We start from the raw sequence: 22437 nt of genomic DNA, 5'->3' as shown, positions 1-22437 counted from the left end.
TTGGCCTCCTCGCCACCGGAACCTGCGAGGGTCGGCGCGTGACGATGACGATGCTGAGAAGGGCGCTTCCGTTCACCGTGTTGTTGCTGGTCGCGGTTCTCGTCGGCGGCGGATCCGCGACCGCGAAACCACGGAAGCAGTTCGACATCCAGGCCCACAGGGGCGGGATCGGCCTTACGGTCGAAGGGACGCTCGCCGCGTTCTCGAACGCGATGAAACTGGGCGTCACGACGTTGGAGCTGGACATCCAGATCACCCGTGACGGCAAGGACGTGATCACGCACGACCGGCAGATCAACCCGGCAAAGTGTGTCGACACCGGACCGGTCAGGCAGGGAGACCCACAGTTCCCCTATGCGGGCAAGTACGTGAAGGACCTGACGTTCGCGCAGGTCAGAACTCTCGACTGTGGGTCGCTACGGCACCCCGACCATCCTGGTCAGCAGCTCTCCCCCGGCGCGAAAATGCCGACGCTGGCCGAGTTGTTCGCGTTGGCCCGCGAGCACCGTGCCTGGCACGTCAAGTTCAACATCGAAACCAAGGTCGAGGCAGCGGCTCCCGAAGAGACGGCGCCTCGCGAGCAGTTCGTCGAAAGGGCCGCCTCCGAGATCAGGCGTTCCGGGTTCGCTCGCAACGTCACGATCCAGAGCTTCGACTGGGGTGCGCTGATGCTGATGCGCGAACGTGCGCCGGAGTTGCCGGTCGTCGCGCTGACCCAGCCCGAGTTCCTGCAAGTGGGGCAGCCGGGTAAGTCGCCGTGGCTCGGCGGGCTCGACATCGACGACTTCGACGGCAGCCCGGTGGAGGCCGTCGGCAGCTTCGGGGCGAGTGCGCTCTCCCCCGTCCACGGCAACCCGCAGGGCGGCGTCGTCGGCGATCCGGACTACGTCCCGTTCACGACGAAGGATCTGGTCACCGAGGCGCACCGGGCGGGCATCAAGGTCATTCCGTGGACGGTCAACGACAAGGCGACGATGGCGAAGCTCATCGAAGACGGCGTCGACGGGATCATCACCGACTATCCCGACCGGTTGCGTGAGGTGGCCGCCGACCACGGCTTCCGGCTGCCGAGGGTGTATCCGGCTCGCTAAAGCTTTCTAGGTTCAGTACTAGAAACCGGTAGACGAGTGAAGAAGGCAGGGAATGGGTAGCTTGCTGACGGACATGTTCCCGGCACAGGAAGGTCGCGATGATTCTCCGTCGACTTGCTCGTCCGCTCCTGGCGGCGATCTTCGTATCGGGCGGCGTCAACGCGCTCAGGGACGCCGAGGGGCACGCGAATGTCGCCAAGCCACTGCTCGACAAGACCGTGGGAGCACAGGCCGACGCGTTGCCGGACGCCGTCCCGACCGAGCCGGCCAACCTGGTGCGCGTCGACGCGGCTGTGAAGATCGCCGGTGGCGTGCTGCTCGCGACAGGAAGGGTTCCCCGGCTCGCTTCGGTTCTGCTGCTCGGCAGCCTCGTCCCGACGACGATCGCTGGGCATCCCTTCTGGGAGGAGACCGAGCCAGGCCAGCGGCAACAGCAGAAGGTCCAGTTTCTCAAGAACGCCGGGCTGGCAGGCGGGTTGCTGCTGGCCGCGGCTGACACCGAGGGCAAGCCTTCGCTGGGCTGGCGGGCAAAGCGAGCCGCGAGGCACGCGAACAAGCAGGTGAGGGACACGGCGAGCACGGTGCAGCGCAAAGCGGGTGAGGCCACGGACAAGGCGGGTAAGGCCGTCGAGTCCGTGGTCCCCCACTGAGCGCTACTTGGTGGCCGCCTTGCGGTAACGGCTGGTTGCCAGCGGCGCGAAGATCGCGATGATGGCGAGCGAACTGAGCACGGCGTAGAGCGCGGCGTTCTCGGCAGGCCAGCCCGATGGAGCTGGCCAGCCCGTCGGTCCGGTGTTGCCGAACAGTTCTCTCGTCGCGTTGACGGCAGCGGTGAACGGGTTCCAGTCGGCGATCGACCGCAGAATTCCCGGCAGGCTCTGCTGTGGCACGAACGCCGATGAGATGAACGTCAGCGGGAACATCCAGATCAGGCCCAGGCTGTTGGCGACCTCGACGCTGCGCGCGACGAGCCCGATGTAGGCGCCGACCCAGGACAACGCGAACGCGAACAGCAGGATCATGAGGTAGCCGAGCACGGCGTCGACCGCGCTGCCCCTGATGCGCCAGCCGATGAGCAGCCCGCAGGCCGACATGACGATCAGCACGACGATGCTCAGCACCTGGTCGGCCGTCGTCCTGCCCAGGATGACCGCGAACCGCGACATCGGAAGCGACCTGAACCGGTCGATGATGCCTTTTTGCAGGTCGTTGGCGAACCCGATGACCGTGTACGAGGAGTTGAAGGCCACCGTCTGCGCGAAGATGCCCGCGATGAGGAACTCGCGGTAGTCGGCGTCGTTGCCGCCGGGTCCGCCGATCGCGCCCGCGAAGACATAGGCGAACAGCAGTACGAACATGATCGGAAACAGGGTCGCCCCGAACAGCCATTCCGGATTGCGCCGGACGTTCACGACGTTGCGCCAGGTGATGACACCGCTGTCGGACAGGGTCTTGGTGAAACCGTTCATGACACGACCTCCTCGCCGCTGCTCGCGGATTCGGTCGTGTCACGACCGGTGAGCGAAAGGAAGACGTCGTCGAGGGTCGGCCGGTGGAGGCCGACGTCCTGCACGCTCACATTGTGTGCGTCGAGCAGGCGCAGCGCCTCGACAAGCGCTTTCGGCCCCGTCTCGACCAGCACGTCGACCCGGCGGGTCTTCTCGTCCGTCGCCGGCTCCCCGACACCGACCTGACGCAGCACACCGACGGCGACCGGAATCTCGTCGGCGGTACTGGTGACGATCTCAAGGTGTTCACCACCGATGCGGCTCTTGAGCTGATCCGAGGTGCCTCTGGCGATCACCGTTCCCCTGTCGATCACGACGATCGAGTCGCAGAGCCGGTCGGCTTCCTCAAGGTATTGCGTCGTCAGCAACACGGTCGCCCCCGTTGCGACGAGTTGCTCGATGACGTCCCACATCTCGATCCTGCCTCGCGGGTCGAGTCCCGTCGTCGGCTCGTCAAGCACGACGACACTCGGCTGCGCGACGAGCGCACCAGCGAGGTCGAGTCGCCTTCGCATTCCGCCCGAATAGCCTTTCGCGGGCCGATCGGCGGCTTCGTCGAGGCGAAACCTGCGCAGCAACTGCCTCGCCCTTTCCCGCGCCCGCGCTTTTGGCTGCCCGTACAACCTGCCGACCATGTAAAGGTTCTCGAAGCCGGTGAGGTTTTCGTCGACGGCCGCGTATTGTCCGGAAAGTCCGATAGAACGGCGAACGGCATCCGGCTCGGTCAATACGTTGTGACCCGCCACCTCGGCTTCACCCGAATCGGGCTTCAAGAGCGTGGTGAGGATACGAACAGTCGTTGTTTTGCCGGCTCCGTTCGGGCCGAGCAGGCCGAGTACCTGGCCGACCGGTATTTCGAGGTCGACGCCATCAAGGGCTCGCGTTGAGCCGTATGTTTTGACGAGGCCGCGAGCTCTGACCGCGATGCCTCTTCCGGTCTCCGACATGCCCACAGCCTAGAAGTGGGTACCGACATTTGTCGTGCCGATAGAACGGCCTTGAATATCAGCGCTCCAGAATTGCGGTCACTCCTTGACCGCCTGCCGCGCAGATGGAAATAAGGCCACGACCGGAGCCTTTTTCGTGAAGAAGCTTGGCGAGTGTCGCGACAATGCGACCCCCGGTTGCCGCGAATGGGTGGCCTGCGGCGAGTGACGAACCGTTCACGTTGAGTTTTTCCCGGTCAATGGAGCCAAGGGGTTCCTCGATATCGAGCTTTTCCTTGGCGAAAGCGGGGTCCTCCCACGCCTTGAGCGTGGCGAGCACCTGCGAGGCGAAGGCTTCGTGGATCTCGTAGAAGTCGAAGTCCCCCAGCGAAACGCCCGCGCTCGCGAGCATGCGCGGTACCGCGTAGGCGGGCGCCATGAGCAGGCCCTCCTCGCCGTGCACGTAGTCCACGGCCGCGGTCCGCGAGAAGGTCAGGTACGCCAGAACGGGAAGGTTGCGTTGCTTCGCCCATTCCTCCGTCGCGAGCAGGACCGTCGAGGCGCCGTCGGAAAGCGGAGTCGAATTGCCCGCCGTCATCGTGCCTTCTCGTCCGCCGTACACGGGCTTGAGCTTGCCGAGTTTCTCCACGGTCGAGTCGGGTCGCAGGTTCTGATCGCGGGCGAGCCCGAGGTAGGGAGTCACCAGGTCGTCGAAGAAGCCGCTTTCGTAAGCCGTGGCCAGTTTCCGGTGGCTTCCCGCGGCCAGCGCGTCCTGATCGGCCCGGGAGATGTCCCACGTGTTCGCGGTGAGCGCGGCGTGCTCACCCATCGAGAGGCCCGTCCTCGGTTCGGCGTTGCGAGGAATCTCCGGCACGATGTGTCCAGGCCGGACGCGGCTGAGCAGCTTCAACCGCTCACCGGCCGACTTCGCCGCGTTGAGCTTGACCAGCAACCTGCGGAGGCTGTCGTTGACGGCAAGCGGTGCATCGCTGGTGGTGTCGACGCCGCCCGCGATCGCGGAGTCGATCTGGCCCAGCGCGATCTTGTTGGCGACGTTGATGATCGCTTGCAAGCCTGTTCCGCAGGCCATTTGCACGTCTGCCGCGGGTGTCGCGGGAGAAAGGGTGCTGCCGAGAACGCTTTCCCTTGCCAGGTTGAAGTCGCGTGAGTGCTTGAGAACGGCACCGGCCGCCACCTCGCCGATCTGTTCTCCTTGCAGGGAGAACCGGCTGACGAGGCCGTTGATCGCCGCGACGAGCATGTCCTGGTTCGACGCGTTGGCGTAGGGGCCGTTCGAGCGGGCGAACGGAATCCGGTTGCCTCCGATGACGGCGACCTTGCGGACCGTCGCCGCTTTGCTCCTGCTCGACCTGGCCCGGCCGCCGCCGGCCTTCTGCGCTGACGCCATGGCTCCTCCTGGTCCACGAACGGTACCGGAGGGAAGTGTAACCTACTGATGAGTAGGTTAGGCTGGCAGTCGCAGAACCGGCACGGGAGGTACCCATGGCTGACAGGTATCGACAGTTCACGAGGACGCCGATCGGCAAGTTCCTCGTGCCCCGGCTCGGCCTGCCCAATCCGCCCTCGCTGCGCAGGTATCAGCGGGGACAGCCGCCGCTGGAAGGCCCGGCGCTCGTCGGCGCCGCGCCGGAGGGCAGGCTGGAGAAGACGGTCGCCGCGCAGCTCGACGGCGCGGGGATCGACGTGCTGACAGTGTCCTCGGCGTCATCGGCGCAGGCGGACGTGCGGTATGGCGCCCTCGTCTTCGACGCGACGGGCATCATCGATCCCGGTGAGCTGCGCGAACTGCACCGGTTCTTCCACCCTGTCGTCAAGGCGATCGGCAGTGGCGGTCGGGTCGTCGTCCTCGGTTCGCCGCCCGAAGCCGTGGAAGGCAGGGAGCGGATCGCGCAGCGAGCGCTCGAAGGGTTCGTGCGTTCGCTCGGCAAAGAACTCAAGCGGGGCGCCACCGCGCAGCTCGTCTACGTGGCGCACGGTGCGGAGAACGCGACGGAGTCCACGATGCGATTCCTGCTTTCCGCGAAGTCGGCCTTTGTGGACGGACAGGTCATCAGGATCGGCGCGGAAGGGGCGACGTCCGCTCAGGCACCGGATAGCTGGGATCATCCGCTCGCGGGCAAGGTCGCGCTCGTGACGGGAGCATCGCGAGGGATCGGCGCCGCCATCGCGGATGTCCTCGCGAGAGACGGAGCACACGTCGTCGCGCTCGACATCCCCGCTCAGGGCGCCGAACTGTCCACAGTGGCCAACGAGATCGGTGGATCTGCTCTACAGCTCGACATCACGAAGGACGATGCTCCTTCGCGGCTCGCCGGTCACCTCGGGCAGCGGCACGGCGGCGTCGACATCGTCGTGCACAACGCGGGCATCACGAGGGACAAGACGCTCGGCAACCTCACCGCGAGTGGATGGGACGCCGTGCTGAACGTCAATCTCTCCGCGCAGCTCGCCGTCAACGATCTGCTGATCGGCGACAAGGTGCTTCGCGATGGCGGCAGGATCATCGGTGTCTCCTCGATCGCCGGTATCGCGGGCAACCTCGGTCAGACCAACTACGCGACGAGCAAGGCGGGTGTCATCGGCATGGTCAACGAGGCCGCGCGACGACTCGCCGGGTACCCCGCCACGATCAACGCCGTCGCCCCCGGATTCATCGAGACCAAGATGACCGCGGCCGTTCCCGTCGTCATCAGGGAGGTCGGGAGGAGACTGTCGAGTCTCGCGCAGGGTGGATTGCCCATCGACGTCGCCGAAACCATTTCCTGGTACGCCAATCCGGCTTCCTCGGCCGTCAACGGCAACGTGGTCAGGGTCTGCGGCCAAGCCTTTCTCGGAGCCTGACATGTTGGTCAAAGAACTGGACAGCGCGCCCAACCCGGCCTCGCTCTACCCGAAAGCGGTGTTCGGCGGACTGCGCAAGAGCGGCGGTGCGGCGCTGCCCGACATCGAATACGTGCGCCATGGCGTGGTCGCTGATGTCGACGCGGTCGCCGCCTACAACAGGGTTTGCGGGTTCGGGCTCGGCGACGAACTGCCCGCCACCTATCCGCACATCCTCGCTTTCCCGCTCCAGATGGCGTTGATGACGGAGCAGGCGTTCCCGTTCCCGCTGCTCGGCATGGTGCACGTCAGGAACCGGATAACGCAGTCGAGGTCGCTCCGGCTCGGTGAGCCGCTCACGCTGCGCGTCGGCGCGCGGAGTCTCCGGCCGCACGAGAAGGGCACCCAGTTCGACGTCGTCAGCGAGGCGCTGGTCGGCGAGGAGCCGGTGTGGGAGGACGTCAGCACCTACCTCAGGAGGGGAAAGACCGGCGCGGCGTCGAGCGGAAGTGGCGTGCAGCTCGCGCCACCTTCGCCGGACGCGGTGTGGCGGGTACCCGGAGACATCGGGCGCCGCTACGCGGTGGTGTCCGGCGATCGCAACCCGATCCACCTTCACCCGCTGACCGCGCGTCTTTTCGGGTTCCGCTCGGCGATCGCGCACGGGATGTGGACGAAAGCGCGGATCCTCGCGGCCTTCGAGGGCAGGCTGCCCGGCGAGTTCACCGTCGACGTGCGGTTCAAACAGCCGGTGTTGCTGCCTGCCAAGGTCGCGTTCACGACGTGGCACACCGAGGACGGCTGGGCGTTCGAGCTGTGGAACGCGCGCAAGCCGAGGCCGCACGCGAGCGGCACCATCACTGCTCGGTAGGCCGCCACACCTCGCCCTCGACGAGGTCGTTGAAGCCGAGCCAGATGAGGTTCATCAGCCAGGAGGCCAGCACGCCGTCGGACACATCGGAGTGGTCGAGCCACCAGTCTGCGAGCGATTCCGCCGCCCCGACCAATGCGACGGCGAGTCCTTCGCCGGAGAACTCGGCCTGCTCGGCGAGGCCCTTTCGCGAACCTGCCGATACGACGAGCGCCGAAACCAACTCGATGGCCTTGCCGCGCAGGGTGTCGATCTCGCCGGCGAAGGGACCGCCGACGGTCAGTGCCTGCCGGTGCAGCACCGTCCACGACTCGCGGTACTCGGCGACGAAGCCGTAGAACGAGCGCAAGCCGTGCCAAAGCTGCATGTCAGGGGAAAGGTCGGGCTTGATGCCTGCCTGAACGGCTTCGAGCAGTCGGCCCGCCTCCCTGCGGATGCAGTGCAGGAAGAGGTCTTCCTTGGCACCGAGGTAGCTGTAGATCATGGGCTTCGATACGCCTGCCACCTCGGAGATCTCGTCCATGGAGGCGGAGTGGTAGCCATGAAGGGAGAACACGCGGACGGCGGCGTCCAGGATCTGCTTTTCCCTGACCGCCCTCGGCAACCGTTTTGCCCGCTCGGGCGCCCGCTTCACGTCGTCGGCCACCAGTTCCTCCTTCGCCTCGGGAAACGCTACCCGTTGGCGGTGTCCTGCTTGCGTTGCCGGTTTATCTACCGATGAGTAACCTGACGCCGTGTCGTTCGGAAGTGTGCTGGACGAATTCGCTCGCAACATCGACGTGCGGGCGTTGACGACGGAGCAGTTCGTGCAGCTTCTCGAAACGCTGTGCATGCTCGACGACGCCGGTGCCGGAGTCGAGTTGAGTTCGCTGTCCACCGAGGTACTTGCCGACATCGTCGCGAAAGCATCAAAAGACCAGATCAAGGGCATCGCCGCGCATCAGGGGCTCAGGGCGGTCTTTCTCGACGAGATCTTCCGGCGGATGTCGGAGCACTTCGTACCCGAGCGGGCGAAACACATCAGCATCGTCGTGGGCTGGCGGTTCCCTTCGGACGAGTACGCCTTCGACCGGTTCCAGACCGTGATCGAAGACGGAAGGTGCGTTTCGAGCGCCGACTGCGGCAGAACGCCGGACACGACCATCACGGTCGCCGTTGACGACTTCATCAGGATGGCCACCGGCAACGCGCTCGCCGCCGCGATGTTCGTCACCGGAAAGGTCAAGGTCAAGGGCGAATACGCGCCCGCGGTACGGCTCAGCGGCTACTTCGACATCCCGAAAGTGCGCGAGTAGGACGTCACTGCGAGTCGATGATCGGCTTGCCAGGGGGGTTCTGGTTGGGGCGCGGCTCTTCGACCACTTCGCTGTCCACGACGATCACCCTGTTCGGCCCGGGCCGCTGCCTGCCGAGCGGAGCCCTGCGCTCGATGCGGCGCAGCCATGCCTTGCGGAACAGCCCCCTTGTCGGAGGGAGCAGCAACAGCAGGCCGAACACGTCGGTGACGAAACCGGGCACGAGGATCAGCATGCCGCCGAGGCCGACCAGCATGCCGTCCGTGATCTCGGTGTGCGCGGGCTTGCCCGCTCTGGCCGACATCATGAAGGCGTTGGCCGCCTTGCCGCCCTCCCTGCGAGCGAGCCACGAGCCGACGAAGGCGCCGAGCAGCAACAACCCCAGCGTCGGCAGGAAGCCGATCAGCGATGCGACCGCCCAGACGGCGGCCACCTCGGCTACCACGTACAGCAAAAAGAAGACGGCCATGTCCGGTTCAACGCGTGACCGTCCGAATTTGCTCCCGCGTGAGCAAGGGAGCTTTACTGCCGCCTAACGGCAGCAAAGCTCCCCCGCTTCCATCACGCGGTCGCGGTGAGTGACGCTCGGTGGTCAGTAGGTCATGGCGACGGCCGGGTCGGAGAGCAGCGCGCCCACGTTGGCGAGGTATTCGGAACCCTGCTGACCGTCGATGACCCTGTGATCGAAGCTCAGCGACAACTGCATCACCTTGCGCACCGCGAGTTCGCCTTCGACCACCCACGGCATGTCCCTGATCGCTCCGACGGCAAGGATCGCCGACTCACCGGGGTTGATGATCGGCGTGCCGGTGTCGACGCCGAAGACGCCGACGTTGGTGATCGTGAAGGTGCCGCCGAGCATGTCGGCGGGCGGGGTCTTGCCTTCCCTCGCCGTGCTGGTCAGCGCTTCCAGTGCCCCGGCGAGCTCCACCAGCGACATGCTCTCGGCGTCCCTGATCTTCGGCACCACGAGCCCGCGCGGCGTTGCCGCGGCGATGCCGAGGTGCACGTAGTCCTTGTAGACGATCTCGCCGTTGTCGCCGTCCCACAGCGCGTTGATGTCCGGCGTCCTTCGCATCGCGAGGCACGCGGCCTTCGCGGCGAAGGCGAGCGGGGTCAGCTTCACGCCCGCGAAAGCGGGGCTGACCTTGAGCTTCTGCCGGAGTTCCATCATCGGGGTGACGTCGATGGTCAGGAACTCGGTGACGTGCGGTGCCGTGAACGCGCTGGCCACCATGGCTTGTGCCGTGGCCTTGCGGACGCCCTTGATGGGCACCCTCCGTTCCCGGGAGCCCTGCTGCCCGGGGGCTTCGGGTTCGGCCGCCGCGGCACGCTGGACGTCGTCCCGCGTGATCACGCCTCCGTCCGCGGTCCCGTCCAGCTCGCGCAGGTCGACGCCGAGTTCCTTGGCGAGCTTGCGCACCGGCGGTTTCGCGAGTGGCACGTAGCCACCCCTCGGCGTGGGCACCTCCGCCGGTGGTGCGGTCGCGGCGACCGGCTCCGGCGCTGGAGTTCCGCCGCCGCCCGTGCGGGCCCTCCGCTTGGCGACCACCGTCTTGGAGCCGTAGCCGACGAGCGGCTTCATCTCCTCCTCGGCCTGCGCCGGTTGGGCGGCTCCGTTCGATGCGGGCGTGGCAGGTGCCGCGCCTTGTGGATCGACGTCGACCGTGAGGATCGGCGTGCCGACCTCGACCGTCTGGCCTGGTTCGACCAGCAACTCGGTGACGACGCCGGCCCACGGGATGGGCAGCTCGACGGCGGCCTTCGCGGTCTCGACCTCGACCACGATCTGGTTGACCTGGACCTCGTCGCCGGGTTGTACCCGCCAGCCGAGGATTTCGGCTTCGGTCAGCCCCTCCGCGGTGTCGGCGAGGGGAAACTGCTTGTAGTCAGGCATGTGTCCGGTCCCCCTTCACCAGGCCAGCGCGCGGTCGACGGCGTGTAGCACCCTGTCGAGGTCGGGAAGGAAATGCTCCTCCAACTTCGAAGGCGGGTAGGGCGTGTCGAAGCCGGTGACCCGCAATACGGGCGCTTCGAGCGAGTAGAAGCACTCCTGCTGCACTCTTGCGGCGATCTCCGACGCGATCGAGGACTCTCCGGAGGATTCGCTGACGGTCACGAGCCTTCCGGTGCGGCGCACCGACTCGAACACCGGGCCGAGGTCCAGTGGCGACAGCGTGCGCAGGTCGATCACGTCGAGCGACATCCCGTCCTCTTCCGCCGCCGTCGCGGCGTCGAGGCACACCTTCACCGAGGGTCCGTAGGCGACGAGCGTCGCGGTGTCGCCTCGGCGAAGCACCTTCGACGTGTACAGCGGTTCGGGCGTCGCCGACGGATCGACGGGCGCCTTGAGCGCGCCCGAGTGGTAGAGCCGCTTCGGTTCGAAGAACAGCACCGGATCGTCGGAGGCGATGGCCTGCCGGAGCATCCAGTAGGCGTCGACAGGGTTGGAGCAGGAGACCACCCTGAGGCCGGGAGTGTGCGCGAAGAGCGATTCCGGCGACTCGGAGTGGTGCTCGACGGCGCCGATTCCGCCGCCGAAGGGAACCCTGATGACGATGGGCACCTTGATTTTGCCCTGCGTGCGGTAGTGCAGCTTCGCGAGCTGGCTGGAGATCTGGTCGAACCCGGGGAAGATGAAGCCCTCGAACTGGATCTCGCACACCGGCCGGAAACCGCGAACGGCCAGCCCGACGGCCGTTCCGATGATGCCCGACTCGGCGAGTGGCGTGTCGAGAACCCTGTGCTCACCGAAGTCCTTCTGCAGACCGTCGGTGATGCGGAAGACGCCGCCGAGCTTGCCGACGTCCTCTCCCATGACGATGACCTTCTTGTCGGCTTCCATCGCGGCCCGAAGGCCCTGGTTGAGTGCCTTGCCGATGGTGAGCTGTTGTACCTGCGTGGCTGGGCTTTCCACCCGTGACTGCGTCGGTGCGGCCATCAGTGCCCACCCGCCTCTGCGAAGCCGGAGAGATAGGAGAGGTATTCCTCGCGCTGGGCGTCGAGTTGCGGCGAGGGATCGGCGTACACCTCGCTGAAGATCCGTTCAGGAGGCGGGTCAGGCATGTTGAAGCAGAAGTCACGCAGTTCTGCCGCGAACCGGTCGGCCTCCGCCTGCACGTCGTCGAAGAACGCCTGGTCGGCGCCACCGGTGCGGGCCAGGTGCGCGCGGACACGTTCGATCGGGTCCTTGTGCTTCCACACCTCAAGCTCGTCGGAGAGCCGGTACCTGGTGGGGTCGTCGGTCGTCGTGTGCGCGTCCATGCGGTAGGTGAACGCCTCGATCAGCACCGGCCCATTGCCGCGCCTGCACTCTTCGAGGGCCCACCGCGACACGGCGAGACAGCCGAGCACGTCGTTGCCGTCGACCCTGATGCCTTCGAAGCCGTAGCCTCTCGCGCGCTGGTAGAGCGGGAGCCGCGATTGCCGTTCGGTCGGCTCCGAGATCGCCCACTGGTTGTTCTGGCAGAAGAACACGACGGGCGCGTCGTAGACGGCTGCCCACACGAAGCCCTCGTGCACGTCGCCCTGGCTCGTCGCACCGTCGCCGAAGTAGACGATGGTCGCTTCGCCGTCGTCGTCGCCGACCTTGCCTTCGAACTTCTGTCCCATCGCGTAGCCGGTCGCGTTGAGCACCTGGTTGCCGATGACGATGGTGTAAGGGTGGAAGCCGTGCCGCTTGAAGTCCCAGCCGCCGTGGTCGCTGCACCGGAAGATTCCCAGTAGCTCACGGAAGTCGACGCCCCTCGCGTAGGCGACGCCGTGTTCGCGATAGCTGGGAAACGCCATGTCCTGCGGTTGCAGCGCCCTTCCCGAGCCGATCTGTGCGGCTTCCTGGCCGAGCAGCGGAACCCAGATGCCGAGCTGGCCCTGCCGTTGCATGGCGTTGGATTCCCTGTCGGCCCTGCGGACGAGCACCATGTCCTTGTAGAGGCCACGCAGTGCTTCGGCGTCGATGTCGGCTACGTAAGGATCGAATCGCGGCGAGGCGAGCCGTTCGCCTTCGGGATTGAGCAACTGAGTTAACTCAGTGCCGCCTTCTGTTGTTGCCCGCAAACCCGCAATCACCTGTTCTGGAGTCGGTTCCGCCGCTGTTGCGGCCGGTCCGGCGCCAGGCTCCGGGCGCGTCCACTGTTCCGGGGACGACATGCGCTTCTCCTTGAAATCGTGCCGCGCAGTCGCTTGTGGCGACTGCTACGGGCGCACCGGCGGCCACCGTGCACGCATCGGGTCCGAGCGCTCTGGTGCCGTCGGCGGTGACGGTTCACGCCGCCATCCTGGCACGAATCGTCCCGAAATGGAGAGCGCCCGAGTCCGATTCGTTGCTCTCAAGTGGTAGTTGAGCTGCGGAAACGCTAGGAAGCCCGACCATGTAGCCGCCAAAAGTCGGTCATGCGAACGCGCGTTAACCAGCGAGCACGCTCGCCGCGATCGGCACGGCGCCCTTGCCGCCGTCCGGCCGGCCTACGCAGTGTGACGTGTGACACAACCTTTTCGTGTCACGATCAACGGCATGGACGAGCGAGCGGTGCGGCAGAAAGTACGCGACCTGTGGGCGCGGGATGCTCTGGCCAGTCTTTCCGAGTTCGTGACCATTCCGGCGCTCTCGCCAGCCTTCGACGGCGACTGGCGAGAAAGTGGTCACCTCCACGCGGCCGTCCGGCACGTCAGATCCTGGTTCGAGCGGCGACCCATCGAGGGTGCGACGGTGGAGGTCGTCGAACTGGAAGGGCGAACCCCGGTGCTGCTGCTCGACGTTCCGGCCAGATCGGCGACCAATGCCGACACCGTCGTCGTGTACGGCCATCTCGACAAGCAGCCCGCGGCCGGCGAGTGGTCGCCTGGCCTCGGTCCGTGGACCCCCGTCGTCAAGGACGAGCGGCTTTACGGTCGTGGCGCCGGTGACGACGGCTACGCGGGGTACGCGGCCTCGGCCGCGCTGGAGGCACTGCACGCCGCGGACGGACGGCACGCGCGCACCGTCGTGCTGCTGGAAACGGGAGAGGAATCGGGCAGCCCCGATCTCGCCGCCTACCTCGACCACCTCGCCGGAAAGCTCGGCAAGGTCGGTCTCGTCATCTGCCTCGACACCTCGGGCTTCGACTACGAACGGCTGTGGCTTGCCACGTCCCTGCGCGGTATCGCGTTTCTCGACCTGACCGTCAGAGTGCTCACCTCCGGCGTGCATTCGGGGCATGGCAGCGGCCTCGTGCCCAGCTCTTTTCGCATCCTGCGGGAACTGCTCGACCGGATCGAGGATCCGAGGACCGGTCAGATCAAGCTGCCGGAACTCGTCGTCGACATCCCGGGGGAACGTATTGAGGAGGCCAGGATCGGTGCGGCCGAGGGGTTCCTCGCTCCGAGTCTCCCCGTCGTGAGCGGAGTCAGGAGCACGACCGACGATCCCGTCGAACTGGTGCTCAACAACACCTGGCGCACGACGCTGTCGGTGACCGGGGCGGAAGGGCTGCCCTCACTTGCCGACGCGGGTAACGTGCTGCGTCCTTACACGAGTCTCAAACTGAGCTTCCGGCTGCCGCCCACCGCCGATGCCTCGGCGGCGCTCGGTGCGATCGAGAAGGCACTCACCACCGACGTACCCTTCGGGGCCAAGGTCGAGATCGAGAGGGCGGAGGCGGCGGCAGGATGGAACGCCACTCCGAGAGCACCTTGGCTGGAGTCCACTTTGGACGAGGTGAGCGCCGAGGTGTTCGGAAAGCCGTGGCGGGCCGTCGGGCTCGGTGGCACCATCCCTTTTCTCGGTCTGTTCGGCCGTGCCTACCCCGAAGCGCAGTTCGTCGTCACCGGGCCACGGGGGCCAGGCAACAACGCGCATGTCGCCGACGAATGGTTGCATCTCGAACAGACGGAGCGGGTGACCGAAGCCGTCGCGAGGATTCTGCACGCACACGCCACGGCGTGAGTACATCGAAACCGATCGGAGGAGCAGCACACTCATGAGCAATGCCGCCGAAACCAGGCTGTGGCACCCGTTCGCGAACATGGCCGACGTCAAGCAGAAACCTTTCCTCGTCGAGAAGGCCGACGGCGTGTGGATCTTCGATGAGGGCGGAAGGCGTTATCTCGACGGTACGGCAGGGCTGTGGTACTGCAACGTCGGCCACGGCAGGACCGAGATCGCCGACGCCGTCTCGCGTCAGCTTCGCACGCTGGACACCTACTTCGTGTTCAACGACTTCACCAACACCCCAGCCGAACTGCTCGCGCGCAGGCTTTCCGAGTTCGCGCCCATGGAATCGGCGAAGATCTTCCTGACCTCAGGCGGGGGCGAGTCGATCGACACCGCCGCGAAGCTGGCGAGGCTGTACTGGGCCAAGCGCGGGCAGCCGGAGCGGATCCACATCCTCAGCAGGCGGCACTCCTACCACGGGACCAACGGTTTCGGCACGAGTATGGCCGGGATCGAGACCAACAGGACGGGCTTCGGGGCACTGCTTCCCGACACGACGAGGGTGGCTCACGACGATGCCGACGACCTGAGGGCGACCATCGAACGGATCGGTGCCGGAGAGATCGCGGCGTTCTTCGCCGAGCCGGTGATCGGCGCCGGTGGTGTTCGCCCACCCGAACCGGGCTACCTCGAAGCCGCGGCCAAGATCTGCGAAGAGCACGGCATCCTGTTCATCGCCGACTCGGTGATCGGGGGATTCGGCAGGCTCGGTTCGTGGTTCGGCGTCGAACGCTGGGGCCTTCGACCCGACATGATCACCTTCGCGAAGGGTGTCACCAGCGGCTATCTCCCACTCGGCGGGGTCGCGATCTCCGGTGCGGTCGCCGATGTCTTCTGGGAGGCGCCGGGGAACCCGTTCCCGCACGGGCCCACCTATTCGGGTCACCCGACGGTCGCCGCGGCCGCACTGGCCAATTTGGACATTCTCGAACGTGAACAGTTGCTCCAGCGGTCCGGCGAACTGGAAAAACCGTTGTACGACATGCTGTGCAAGGTCGCGGAGCATCCGGCCGTCGACCATGTTCGCGGTGGCACCGGCCTGCTCGGTGCCCTCGAACTGGCACCCGCGCTCGTCGAGCAGGACAAGACGGTGGTCGCGAAGGCGCAGCGGGCGGTCCGTGAGCACGGTGCGGTCGTCCGCCCGCTGGCCAGTGCGCTCGCGGTGTCGCCACCGCTGATCATCACCGAGGAGGAGATCGGCCTGCTCGGCGACAGCATCGTCGCCGGGCTCGACGCGATCACCACTCGGTGACCCGCTACGGCGTCGCCTTCTGGAACTCGAACTTCGCCGCGGCCTCCGAAGTGAAGTTGTACTTGAGGGTGGCCAGCCCGAACGGCTTCGCGGGGTCGACGCTGAACAACGTCGTCGTGCGAGGCGGGTTACGGGTCGCGGCAGGTCCGTAGTCGTAGTCGCCGGAAAGGCCGTCGAAGCTGACCTTGCCGAGTTCCGAGCTCGCCTTGAGAAGGCCGTCCCTTGACAGATCACCGTCGGCGACGGCCTTCTCCAGCAACGCGGTCATGGCCCTTCCCTGGTTGTAGCCGAAGCCGAAGTAGTAGTCGGGCTGCTGCTTCGGCGCGTACTGTTCGGCCCTGCTCACCATGTCGCGCATGCCTTTCACGGACGAGTCGCCCCATTCGGTTCCCTCGGCCGCGATGGTCACGTACTGCTGGAGGTAGGGCGCGACAGCCGACTGGGCCAGCGCGTTGGCGTAGCTCGGTGACTGCGCGAACCACTTCGGTGCGAACTTCGCCTGGGCGGCGGTTCCCCAGATCTTGCCCGCGTCGGCGGGGGTCGCGGTCAGGAACACCATCTCGCAGCCGGCCGAGGCGAGCGCACCGATCTGGCCCGCGTAGTTCTCGGTGCCCACCTTGAACTTCTGCGTGTTGGCGACGGTGAATCCGTACTCCTTCGCCGCGAAGTCGATGCCCTGCTGACCGGCCTCGCCGTAGACGTCGTCCTGGACCATGGTGCAGATCCGCGAGTCACGGCTGCCCCCGCCCTCGGTGAGGTAGTAGTCCATCGTGTTGATGGCCTGCACCTGGTAGGGGGCCCCGACCGGCAGCAGGTTGTCCTCGCGAACCCAGAACGCGTCGAGCGAGGCGGGCGCCGCGATGATCTTGTCGGTGCGCAGCAACGGCAGCACGGCGAGCGTCGGAGCGGTACCGAGAACCTGGGTGAACGCGACGACGTCGTTCTTGATCTTGTTGTATTGCTGCACGGTGACGTCGGCCGCGTACTGGTTGTCCTCCTGCACCAGTTCGACCTTGTACTTTCCCGCGATACCGCCCCGCGAGTTGACGTAGTCGAACCACACCTTGTTGCCCTCGGTCAGCGGCTGGCCGATGACGGCTACCGGACCGGAAAGCGGGCTGAGTACCCCGAGTTTGATGGTCGTGCCGTCGAATCCCGCCGTGTTCGGCGGCGCGCCGGCCTGACCTCCACCGGACTGCTGTTCGTTGCCCGCGCCACCACACGCGGCGACGGCCAGCAGCGTGGCCGAGGCGAGGACGGCCCCGATTCTCCATGGTTTCCCTTGCATGATGGGCCTCCTTGATCAGTAGGAGAAAGGCCAGTGAGCGAAGTAGGTCCTGATGCGCAGCCAGATCCCGGCGAGTCCTCTCGGTTCGAACACCAGGAACAACACGATGAGCAGGCCGAAAATGGCTTGGTTGAGCGCGAAAACGCTGATGAATCCCTCGCCGCCGACGCTGGTTCGAACGCCGGGGATCACGTCGCTGTAGCGGTCGATGAGCGCGGGAAGCGCGCCGACGAAGACGGCGCCCAGTATCGACCCGAAGATGGTGCCGAGTCCTCCGACGATCACGATCGCGATGTACTGGATGGACAGCAGCAGATCCCACTCGTCAGGGCTGACGAACTGCTGGTAGGCGCCGAAGAGCGCACCGGCCATCGACGCGATGGCGCTGGAGACCATGAAGGCGCCGATCTTGTAGCGCCCCGCGCGGACACCGATGATCTCGGCTGCCTGGTCCCTGTCCCTGATGGCCTGCAATGCTCTTCCCGGCCTTGTTCTCGCCAGGTTCTTCGCCAGCAGCGCGACGATCGCGACGAGGCCCCACACGAGCCAGAACCAGCCCTGGTTGCGGGAGTAGAACTGACCGAAGACGGAGAGGCCGTCGAGGTCGATCGGCCCGAGCGAGGCGGATGCCGCGACGGAGGTCCCCGAGTTTCCTCCCGTGATGCCGGTGAGGTTGCGCCACAAATGATCGCCGATGAAAACGAGGCCGAGCGTGACGATCGCGAGGTAGTGACCCCGCAGCCGCAATGCGAACGGGCCGACGAGCCCACCGAGGATCGCGCCGACGAGCGCGGCGCCGAGCAGCCACACCGGGAGCGGAAGTCCCATCGCTCCACCGAATCTCGCCGCCGCGTAAGCACCAGCGCCGATGAAGAAGGCGTGGCCGAGCGAGATCTGGCCGCAATAGCCGGTCAGCAGGTTCAGCCCGATCGCACCCACCGCGGTGATCCCGACGTAGATGAGCACGGAAAGCCAGAAGTCGTCGCGAACGATGGTGGGCAGCACGAGGAAGACGACGAGCATCACGAGCAGGCCCGTGCGCTTGAGCGGGGTGGGGAACAACCGCAGATCGTCGGCGTACCCCAAGGTGGCGTTGCGGTGCGCGCCCATCAGACCCGCCTCACTTCCTTGGTGCCGAGCAGCCCGTATGGCCGGACGAGCAGGATCAGGATCATCAGCACGTAGGGCACGATCACCGAGACGTTGCTGCCGGCCCACGAGAAGAGCTGGTCCTGGTAACCCCTCGTCAGCGCCTCGGCTAGGCCGATGATCAACCCGCCGAGCACGGCACCGGAAGGGGAATCCATGCCGCCGAGGATCATCGCGGGGAACGCGGCCAGCGCGATGTTGCCGATCGAGGGGTTCAGTCCGCCCGGCCCGGTCGCCATGAGGACACCGGCCAGCGCGCCGAGCGCGGCCGAGATCGCCCACGACGTCGCGTACACCCTGCGGGCGCTGATTCCCTGTGCCAGAGCGGCTTCCTGATCGAACGCCGTCACCCGCATCGCGAGTCCCAGCGAGGTGCGGCGGAAGAACACGAAGAACCCGACGACGACGGCCGCCGTGATGCCGATGGTCCACAGGTCGCGGACTCCGAAGACCACGCCGCCGAGCTCGACCGTCCTGATGTTCCACGGATTGTCGAGCTGTTTCTGGTCGAATCCCCAGATCGCGGTGACGAGCGGGGACAGGATGAACAGCAGTCCGATCGTGATCATGATGACGGCGAAGGGCGGCTGGCCCACCATTCGCCGCAGCACGATGCGTTCGAACGTCGCGCCGACGACGGCCGTCGAAAGGCAGCACAACACGACCGCGACGACGAAGGCGAGCGCGAGCTCGTTCGCGAACGTGTATCCGAGGTAGGCGCCGAGCGCGAGCAGGCCGCCCTGCGCGAAGTTGATGACCCCGCTCGACTTGAAGATCACGACGAAACCCAGCGCCACCAAGGCGTAGGTCGAACCGAGTGACAGTCCGGCGAAGCAGTTTTGCAGGAAGGCCGTCATCGGTACATCGCCTCGATCTCGCCGCCGAACAGTTTCGCCACGGCGGCCCGCTTGACCTTGTGCGTCGCGGTCAGTTCGCCGTACTCGTGATCGAGTTCCCGCGTGATCAGGGTGAAGCGCTTGATCCGTTCGACGTCGGCGAGTACGGCGTTCGTGCTGTCGACAACGGTCTGGATCAGAGTCGTCACCTCGGGCTTTCCGGAAAGGTCGGCATAGGTGGTGTACCCGATGCCCTTCCTGCTCGCCCATTCACCGACGACGTCGGACTCGATACCGATCAACGCGGTCAGGTATTTGCGCCGGTCGCCGATCACGACGGCTTCGCGCACATAGGGCGAGACCTTGAGCCGGTTCTCGATCTCCGAAGGCGAGACGTTCTTGCCGCCTGCCGTGATGATGATGTCCTTCTTGCGATCGGTGATGCGAAGGAACCCGTCGGCGTCGACGACCCCTATGTCGCCGGTGTGCAACCAGCCCTGCTCGTCGACGGCCTGCGCGCTCGCTTCGGGATCGTCGAGGTAGCCGAGGAAGACACCGGCCGACCTTGTGATGATCTCTCCGTCGTCCGCAATGGACAGTTCGACGCCGGGAAGCGCGGTGCCGACCATGCCGAGCCGGATGTCGTCTGCCGGAGTGAGCGTGCAGATCGCCGTGTTCTCCGTCTGTCCGTACCCCTCCCTGACGTGGATGCCGATGGCCCACAGGAATTCGAGCACTTCGGGCGCGATCGGGGCCGCCCCGCTCAACGCGACCCGCACTCGCACCATGCCGAGCTTTTCCCGCAACGTGCGGAAGATCAGCAGCTCGCACAACGCGAGGATCAACCGGTCGGTGAGACCGGTGGTACCGCGCATCCTCGATGGCGCGATCCGCCTGCCCTGCCGCAGGCACGACCGGTACACGAGCTTCTTGAACGGCGACGCGTCAGCCATGCGCAACTCGACACCGGCGAGCAGCTTCTCCCACACCCTCGGCACGCCGAGGAAGACGGTTGGCTGAATGTCGCGGAGGTCTCGGGGGAAGGCAGGCCCACCCTCGCCGAAGTTCACGACGGAGCCCGCCCACACCGAGTCGATCACCGAGGTGAGCCGTTCCGCGATGTGGCAGAGCGGGAGGTAGCTGAGTACTTCGTCGGCCGAAGTGCCGCCGAGCGCGGTGAGGAACGTGCTCGCCGAGGCAGTGAGGTTCGCGTGCGAGAGCAGGGCGCCCTTCGGCGGGCCCGTCGTTCCCGACGTGTAGACGATGATCGCGGGCGATGAGGGGTCGAGCGCGGCGACCGACTCGGCGAGCGCGGCGAGCGGATCGTCGGTGTTCGCGCCGATTTCCTCCAGCGCGGCGAAGGTCAGCAGATCCTCGTCTCCGATCCCGCGAGTGTCGATGACGATGATGTGCCGTAGCGCGGGAAGCTTGCCGCGTACCGCGCGGACCTTGTCCAGTTGCTCCTCGTCCTCTGCGATGAGCACGGTCGCGCCGCAATGCGCGAGCAGGTACTCCACCTCGGCCGACGGCGACGTCGGGTAGATCCCGACGCTGGTGGCCCCGATGCTCTGCGCCGCGAGGTCGGCGATCACCCACTCCGGCCGGTTCTCCGCGTGGATGGCGACGCGTTCACCTCGCGCGACGCCCAGTCGCCGCAGGGCTGCCGCCGTGTTGGCGACCCTGCGCGCGTATTCCGACCAGGTCCATTCCCGCCAGTAGCCGCGGTGCTTCTCGCGAAGCGCGACGGCGGAGGGACGGTGGTGTGCGTTGGCGAGCAACCGCGCGGGCAATGTCGGCTCGGCGTCGTCGGCGTGCCGGACCGGCTTCGTGCCGAGCCCACCGGCCGCGGTCTTCACGCCGCACCGCCGAGGTATGCCTCGACGACGAGGGGATCGTGCTGGACCTCGCTGGGTTTCCCTGTCGCGATCGCCTTCCCGAAGTCGAGCGCGAGCACCCGGTCGGCGACGTCCATCACCAGGCTCATGTCGTGCTCGACCAGGATCATGGCGATACCGAGTTCCGCTCGGACTTCGAGCAGGTAGCGCGCGGTGTCCTCGGTCTCTTCGAGATTCATCCCGGCGACCGGTTCGTCGAGCAGCAGCAACTTGGGCTCCATCGCGAGCGCGCGGCCCAGTTCGGCCCGCTTCGCGACGCCGTAGGGCAGCAGTCCGGCGGGCGACCACCGGTACGGCTCAAGTTCGAGCAGATCGACGATGTCCTCGACGGCTGCCCTGTGCCGGATCTCCTCCCGCTTGGCCCTTCCCCACCACGCCATGCCGGAGAAGAACCCGGTGCGCATGAGGTGGTGCCTTCCGAGCATCAGGTTTTCGACCACGGTGAGCCTGCTGAACAGTCCGGGGTTCTGGAACGTCCTCGCGACACCCATCGCGGCGATCGCGGCAGGGGCGCGCCCGACGAGCGAGGTCCCTTCGAGGGTGATCGTGCCCCGCTGCGGGCGGTACACCCCGTTGAGGCAGTTGAAGATCGACGTCTTGCCTGCACCGTTCGGCCCGATGATCGCGAACAGTTCGCCGCCGCCGACCTCGAAACCGACGTCGTCCAACGCTGTCACCCCGCCGAAGCGGAGGGTCAGCCCGGATGCTTCGAGCAGCGGCGTCAGGCGCTCCATCGCTTCTTCCTCCGGTAGCTCTTGACCTCGGCGAACGACCGGTGTTCGGCGCTTGCCCCCAGGTAGAACTCCCTGATGTCCTCGTCGGCGAGCAATGCGGCCGATTCGCCTTCCTTGACGACCTTTCCGGTTTCGAGCACGTATCCCGACCCTGCGACCGACAGCGCCATGACGGCGTTCTGTTCGACCAGCAGCACGCTGGTTCCCTGCCGGTTGATGTGCGTGATGATGTCGCGGACCTGTTCGACGAGGCGGGGCGCGAGACCGAGTGAAGGCTCGTCGAGCAGTAACAGCTTCGGCGCGGCCATGAGTGCTCTTCCGATGGCGAGCATTTGCTGCTCGCCGCCGGAGAGGTAACCCGCGATGGCCTTGCGCCTCGTCGCGAGCACGGGGAAGAGATCGAGCACCCGCACGTAGGACTCGCGGATTTCGCCGCGGTTTCGTCTGCTGTACGCGCCCGCCTTGAGGTTTTCCTCAACCGTGATCTCGGCGAAGATCCGCCTGCCTTCCATCACCTGGGCGATGCCGTTGCGGACGATGAAGGCGGCGTCGGCGCCCGTGACGTCGGTTCCGGCGAGCCGTACGGCGCCCTTGGTGATCTTGCCGCGATGCGGGACGAGCAGGCCGGTGACCGCGCGCAGCAGGGTGGTCTTGCCAGCGCCGTTGGCGCCGAGCAACGCCACGATCGCGCCGGAAGGCACCGTGATGCTCAGTCCGCGGAGCGCGGGCACGACGTCGTCGTAGACGACTTCGAGGTTGCTCACGGACAGCATGGGAGTC

General features: G+C 66.3%; 21 protein-coding genes. 7 read left to right on the top strand and 14 right to left on the bottom strand.

The annotated features are described in order from the left end of the window. The first annotated feature begins 50 nt into the window (after nucleotides 1-50). Together BAY61_RS31445 and BAY61_RS31440 are read left to right on the top strand one after the other, a co-directional pair. Complete coding sequence (locus BAY61_RS31445; RefSeq protein ID WP_091806610.1) at nucleotides 51-1091, top strand: glycerophosphodiester phosphodiesterase family protein; 1041 nt, start codon at nucleotides 51-53, stop codon at nucleotides 1089-1091. Nucleotides 1092-1189: 98 nt separating this feature from the next. Further along, on the top strand, nucleotides 1190-1741 hold the full coding sequence (locus BAY61_RS31440; RefSeq protein WP_091806135.1) for a DoxX family protein: 552 nt from the start codon (nucleotides 1190-1192) through the stop codon (nucleotides 1739-1741). 3 nt (nucleotides 1742-1744) lie between these two features. Here the strand turns inward: BAY61_RS31440 and BAY61_RS31435 are convergent, their stop codons facing one another. The 3 genes from BAY61_RS31435 to BAY61_RS31425 are packed head-to-tail and all read right to left on the bottom strand — an operon-like array spanning nucleotide 1745 to nucleotide 4933. Continuing rightward, nucleotides 1745-2560 carry an ABC transporter permease gene (locus BAY61_RS31435; RefSeq protein WP_091806132.1) on the bottom strand — a complete coding sequence of 272 codons (816 nt, stop codon included), beginning with the start codon at nucleotides 2558-2560 and terminating at the stop codon, nucleotides 1745-1747. Beyond that, entirely contained in the window at nucleotides 2557-3546 is a 990-nt protein-coding gene (locus tag BAY61_RS31430; RefSeq protein WP_091806129.1) for an ATP-binding cassette domain-containing protein, read from the bottom strand. The genes BAY61_RS31435 and BAY61_RS31430 overlap by 4 nt, the downstream gene beginning before the upstream one ends. A 58-nt stretch (nucleotides 3547-3604) precedes the next feature. Further along, nucleotides 3605-4933 (bottom strand): acetyl-CoA C-acetyltransferase, encoded by a 1329-nt coding sequence (locus BAY61_RS31425; RefSeq protein WP_091806126.1) that lies wholly within the window; start codon nucleotides 4931-4933, stop codon nucleotides 3605-3607. A 95-nt stretch (nucleotides 4934-5028) separates the two neighbouring features. On the opposite strand from BAY61_RS31425, the gene BAY61_RS31420 reads away from it, so the two are divergent. Together BAY61_RS31420 and BAY61_RS31415 are read left to right on the top strand one after the other, a co-directional pair. Next, entirely contained in the window at nucleotides 5029-6387 is a 1359-nt protein-coding gene (locus tag BAY61_RS31420) for a 3-oxoacyl-ACP reductase (protein WP_091806124.1), read from the top strand. Nucleotide 6388: 1 nt separating this feature from the next. Beyond that, entirely contained in the window at nucleotides 6389-7237 is an 849-nt protein-coding gene (locus BAY61_RS31415; RefSeq protein WP_091806121.1) for a MaoC family dehydratase, read from the top strand. Here the strand turns inward: BAY61_RS31415 and BAY61_RS31410 are convergent. Beyond that, on the bottom strand, nucleotides 7224-7883 hold the full coding sequence (locus tag BAY61_RS31410) for a TetR/AcrR family transcriptional regulator (RefSeq protein WP_091806118.1): 660 nt from the start codon (nucleotides 7881-7883) through the stop codon (nucleotides 7224-7226). The genes BAY61_RS31415 and BAY61_RS31410 overlap by 14 nt on opposite strands. 88 nt (nucleotides 7884-7971) lie before the next feature. On the opposite strand from BAY61_RS31410, the gene BAY61_RS31405 reads away from it, so the two are divergent. Further along, complete coding sequence (locus BAY61_RS31405; protein WP_245865603.1) at nucleotides 7972-8532, top strand: SCP2 sterol-binding domain-containing protein; 561 nt, start codon at nucleotides 7972-7974, stop codon at nucleotides 8530-8532. A gap of 4 nt (nucleotides 8533-8536) precedes the next feature. On the opposite strand, the gene BAY61_RS31400 is transcribed toward BAY61_RS31405, so the two are convergent. From BAY61_RS31400 to pdhA, 4 genes are all read right to left on the bottom strand, one after another. Next, a complete protein-coding gene (locus BAY61_RS31400) occupies nucleotides 8537-9001 on the bottom strand; it encodes an FxsA family protein (RefSeq protein WP_091806115.1) in 465 nt (154 codons plus the stop codon). Between the two features lie 123 nt (nucleotides 9002-9124). Continuing rightward, a complete protein-coding gene (locus tag BAY61_RS31395; protein ID WP_091806112.1) occupies nucleotides 9125-10429 on the bottom strand; it encodes a dihydrolipoamide acetyltransferase family protein in 1305 nt (434 codons plus the stop codon). Nucleotides 10430-10444: 15 nt separating this feature from the next. Further along, on the bottom strand, nucleotides 10445-11473 hold the full coding sequence (locus BAY61_RS31390; protein WP_091806109.1) for an alpha-ketoacid dehydrogenase subunit beta: 1029 nt from the start codon (nucleotides 11471-11473) through the stop codon (nucleotides 10445-10447). After that, nucleotides 11473-12681, bottom strand: coding sequence for a pyruvate dehydrogenase (acetyl-transferring) E1 component subunit alpha (gene pdhA, locus BAY61_RS31385; protein WP_091806106.1), 1209 nt, complete (start codon nucleotides 12679-12681; stop codon nucleotides 11473-11475). Before pdhA ends, BAY61_RS31390 begins: the two co-directional genes overlap by 1 nt. 364 nt (nucleotides 12682-13045) lie before the next feature. Between pdhA and BAY61_RS31380 the strand changes: the two genes are divergently transcribed. Both BAY61_RS31380 and BAY61_RS31375 read left to right on the top strand, forming a co-directional pair. After that, complete coding sequence (locus tag BAY61_RS31380) at nucleotides 13046-14455, top strand: M20/M25/M40 family metallo-hydrolase (RefSeq protein ID WP_176879735.1); 1410 nt, start codon at nucleotides 13046-13048, stop codon at nucleotides 14453-14455. 34 nt (nucleotides 14456-14489) lie between these two features. Then, nucleotides 14490-15755, top strand: a complete 1266-nt coding sequence (locus BAY61_RS31375) for an aminotransferase family protein (protein ID WP_211323501.1) — start codon at nucleotides 14490-14492, stop codon at nucleotides 15753-15755. Nucleotides 15756-15759: 4 nt separating this feature from the next. Here BAY61_RS31375 and BAY61_RS31370 read toward each other — a convergent pair whose 3' ends face one another. Genes BAY61_RS31370 through BAY61_RS31345 form a run of 6 tightly spaced genes read right to left on the bottom strand, consistent with a single transcriptional unit; the run spans nucleotide 15760 to nucleotide 22430 of the window. Beyond that, nucleotides 15760-17043 carry an ABC transporter substrate-binding protein gene (locus BAY61_RS31370; protein ID WP_091806103.1) on the bottom strand — a complete coding sequence of 428 codons (1284 nt, stop codon included), beginning with the start codon at nucleotides 17041-17043 and terminating at the stop codon, nucleotides 15760-15762. A gap of 15 nt (nucleotides 17044-17058) precedes the next feature. Further along, a complete protein-coding gene (locus BAY61_RS31365; protein ID WP_091806100.1) occupies nucleotides 17059-18153 on the bottom strand; it encodes a branched-chain amino acid ABC transporter permease in 1095 nt (364 codons plus the stop codon). Continuing rightward, nucleotides 18153-19049: a branched-chain amino acid ABC transporter permease gene (locus tag BAY61_RS31360; RefSeq protein ID WP_091806097.1), complete on the bottom strand. Its 897-nt coding sequence runs from the start codon at nucleotides 19047-19049 to the stop codon at nucleotides 18153-18155. Before BAY61_RS31360 ends, BAY61_RS31365 begins: the two co-directional genes overlap by 1 nt. Then, nucleotides 19046-20884, bottom strand: a complete 1839-nt coding sequence (locus BAY61_RS31355) for an AMP-dependent synthetase/ligase (protein ID WP_091806095.1) — start codon at nucleotides 20882-20884, stop codon at nucleotides 19046-19048. The genes BAY61_RS31360 and BAY61_RS31355 overlap by 4 nt, the downstream gene beginning before the upstream one ends. Further along, nucleotides 20881-21657 carry an ABC transporter ATP-binding protein gene (locus tag BAY61_RS31350; RefSeq protein ID WP_091806093.1) on the bottom strand — a complete coding sequence of 259 codons (777 nt, stop codon included), beginning with the start codon at nucleotides 21655-21657 and terminating at the stop codon, nucleotides 20881-20883. The genes BAY61_RS31355 and BAY61_RS31350 overlap by 4 nt, the downstream gene beginning before the upstream one ends. Next, entirely contained in the window at nucleotides 21645-22430 is a 786-nt protein-coding gene (locus tag BAY61_RS31345; RefSeq protein WP_091806091.1) for an ABC transporter ATP-binding protein, read from the bottom strand. Before BAY61_RS31345 ends, BAY61_RS31350 begins: the two co-directional genes overlap by 13 nt. Nucleotides 22431-22437: the final 7 nt, after the last annotated feature.

The organism is Prauserella marina, assembly GCF_002240355.1.
GTDB lineage: Bacteria > Actinomycetota > Actinomycetes > Mycobacteriales > Pseudonocardiaceae > Prauserella_A > Prauserella_A marina.
The sequence above is the reverse complement of the archived record's forward strand: the minus strand, read 5'-3'. Positions and strand labels throughout refer to the sequence as shown.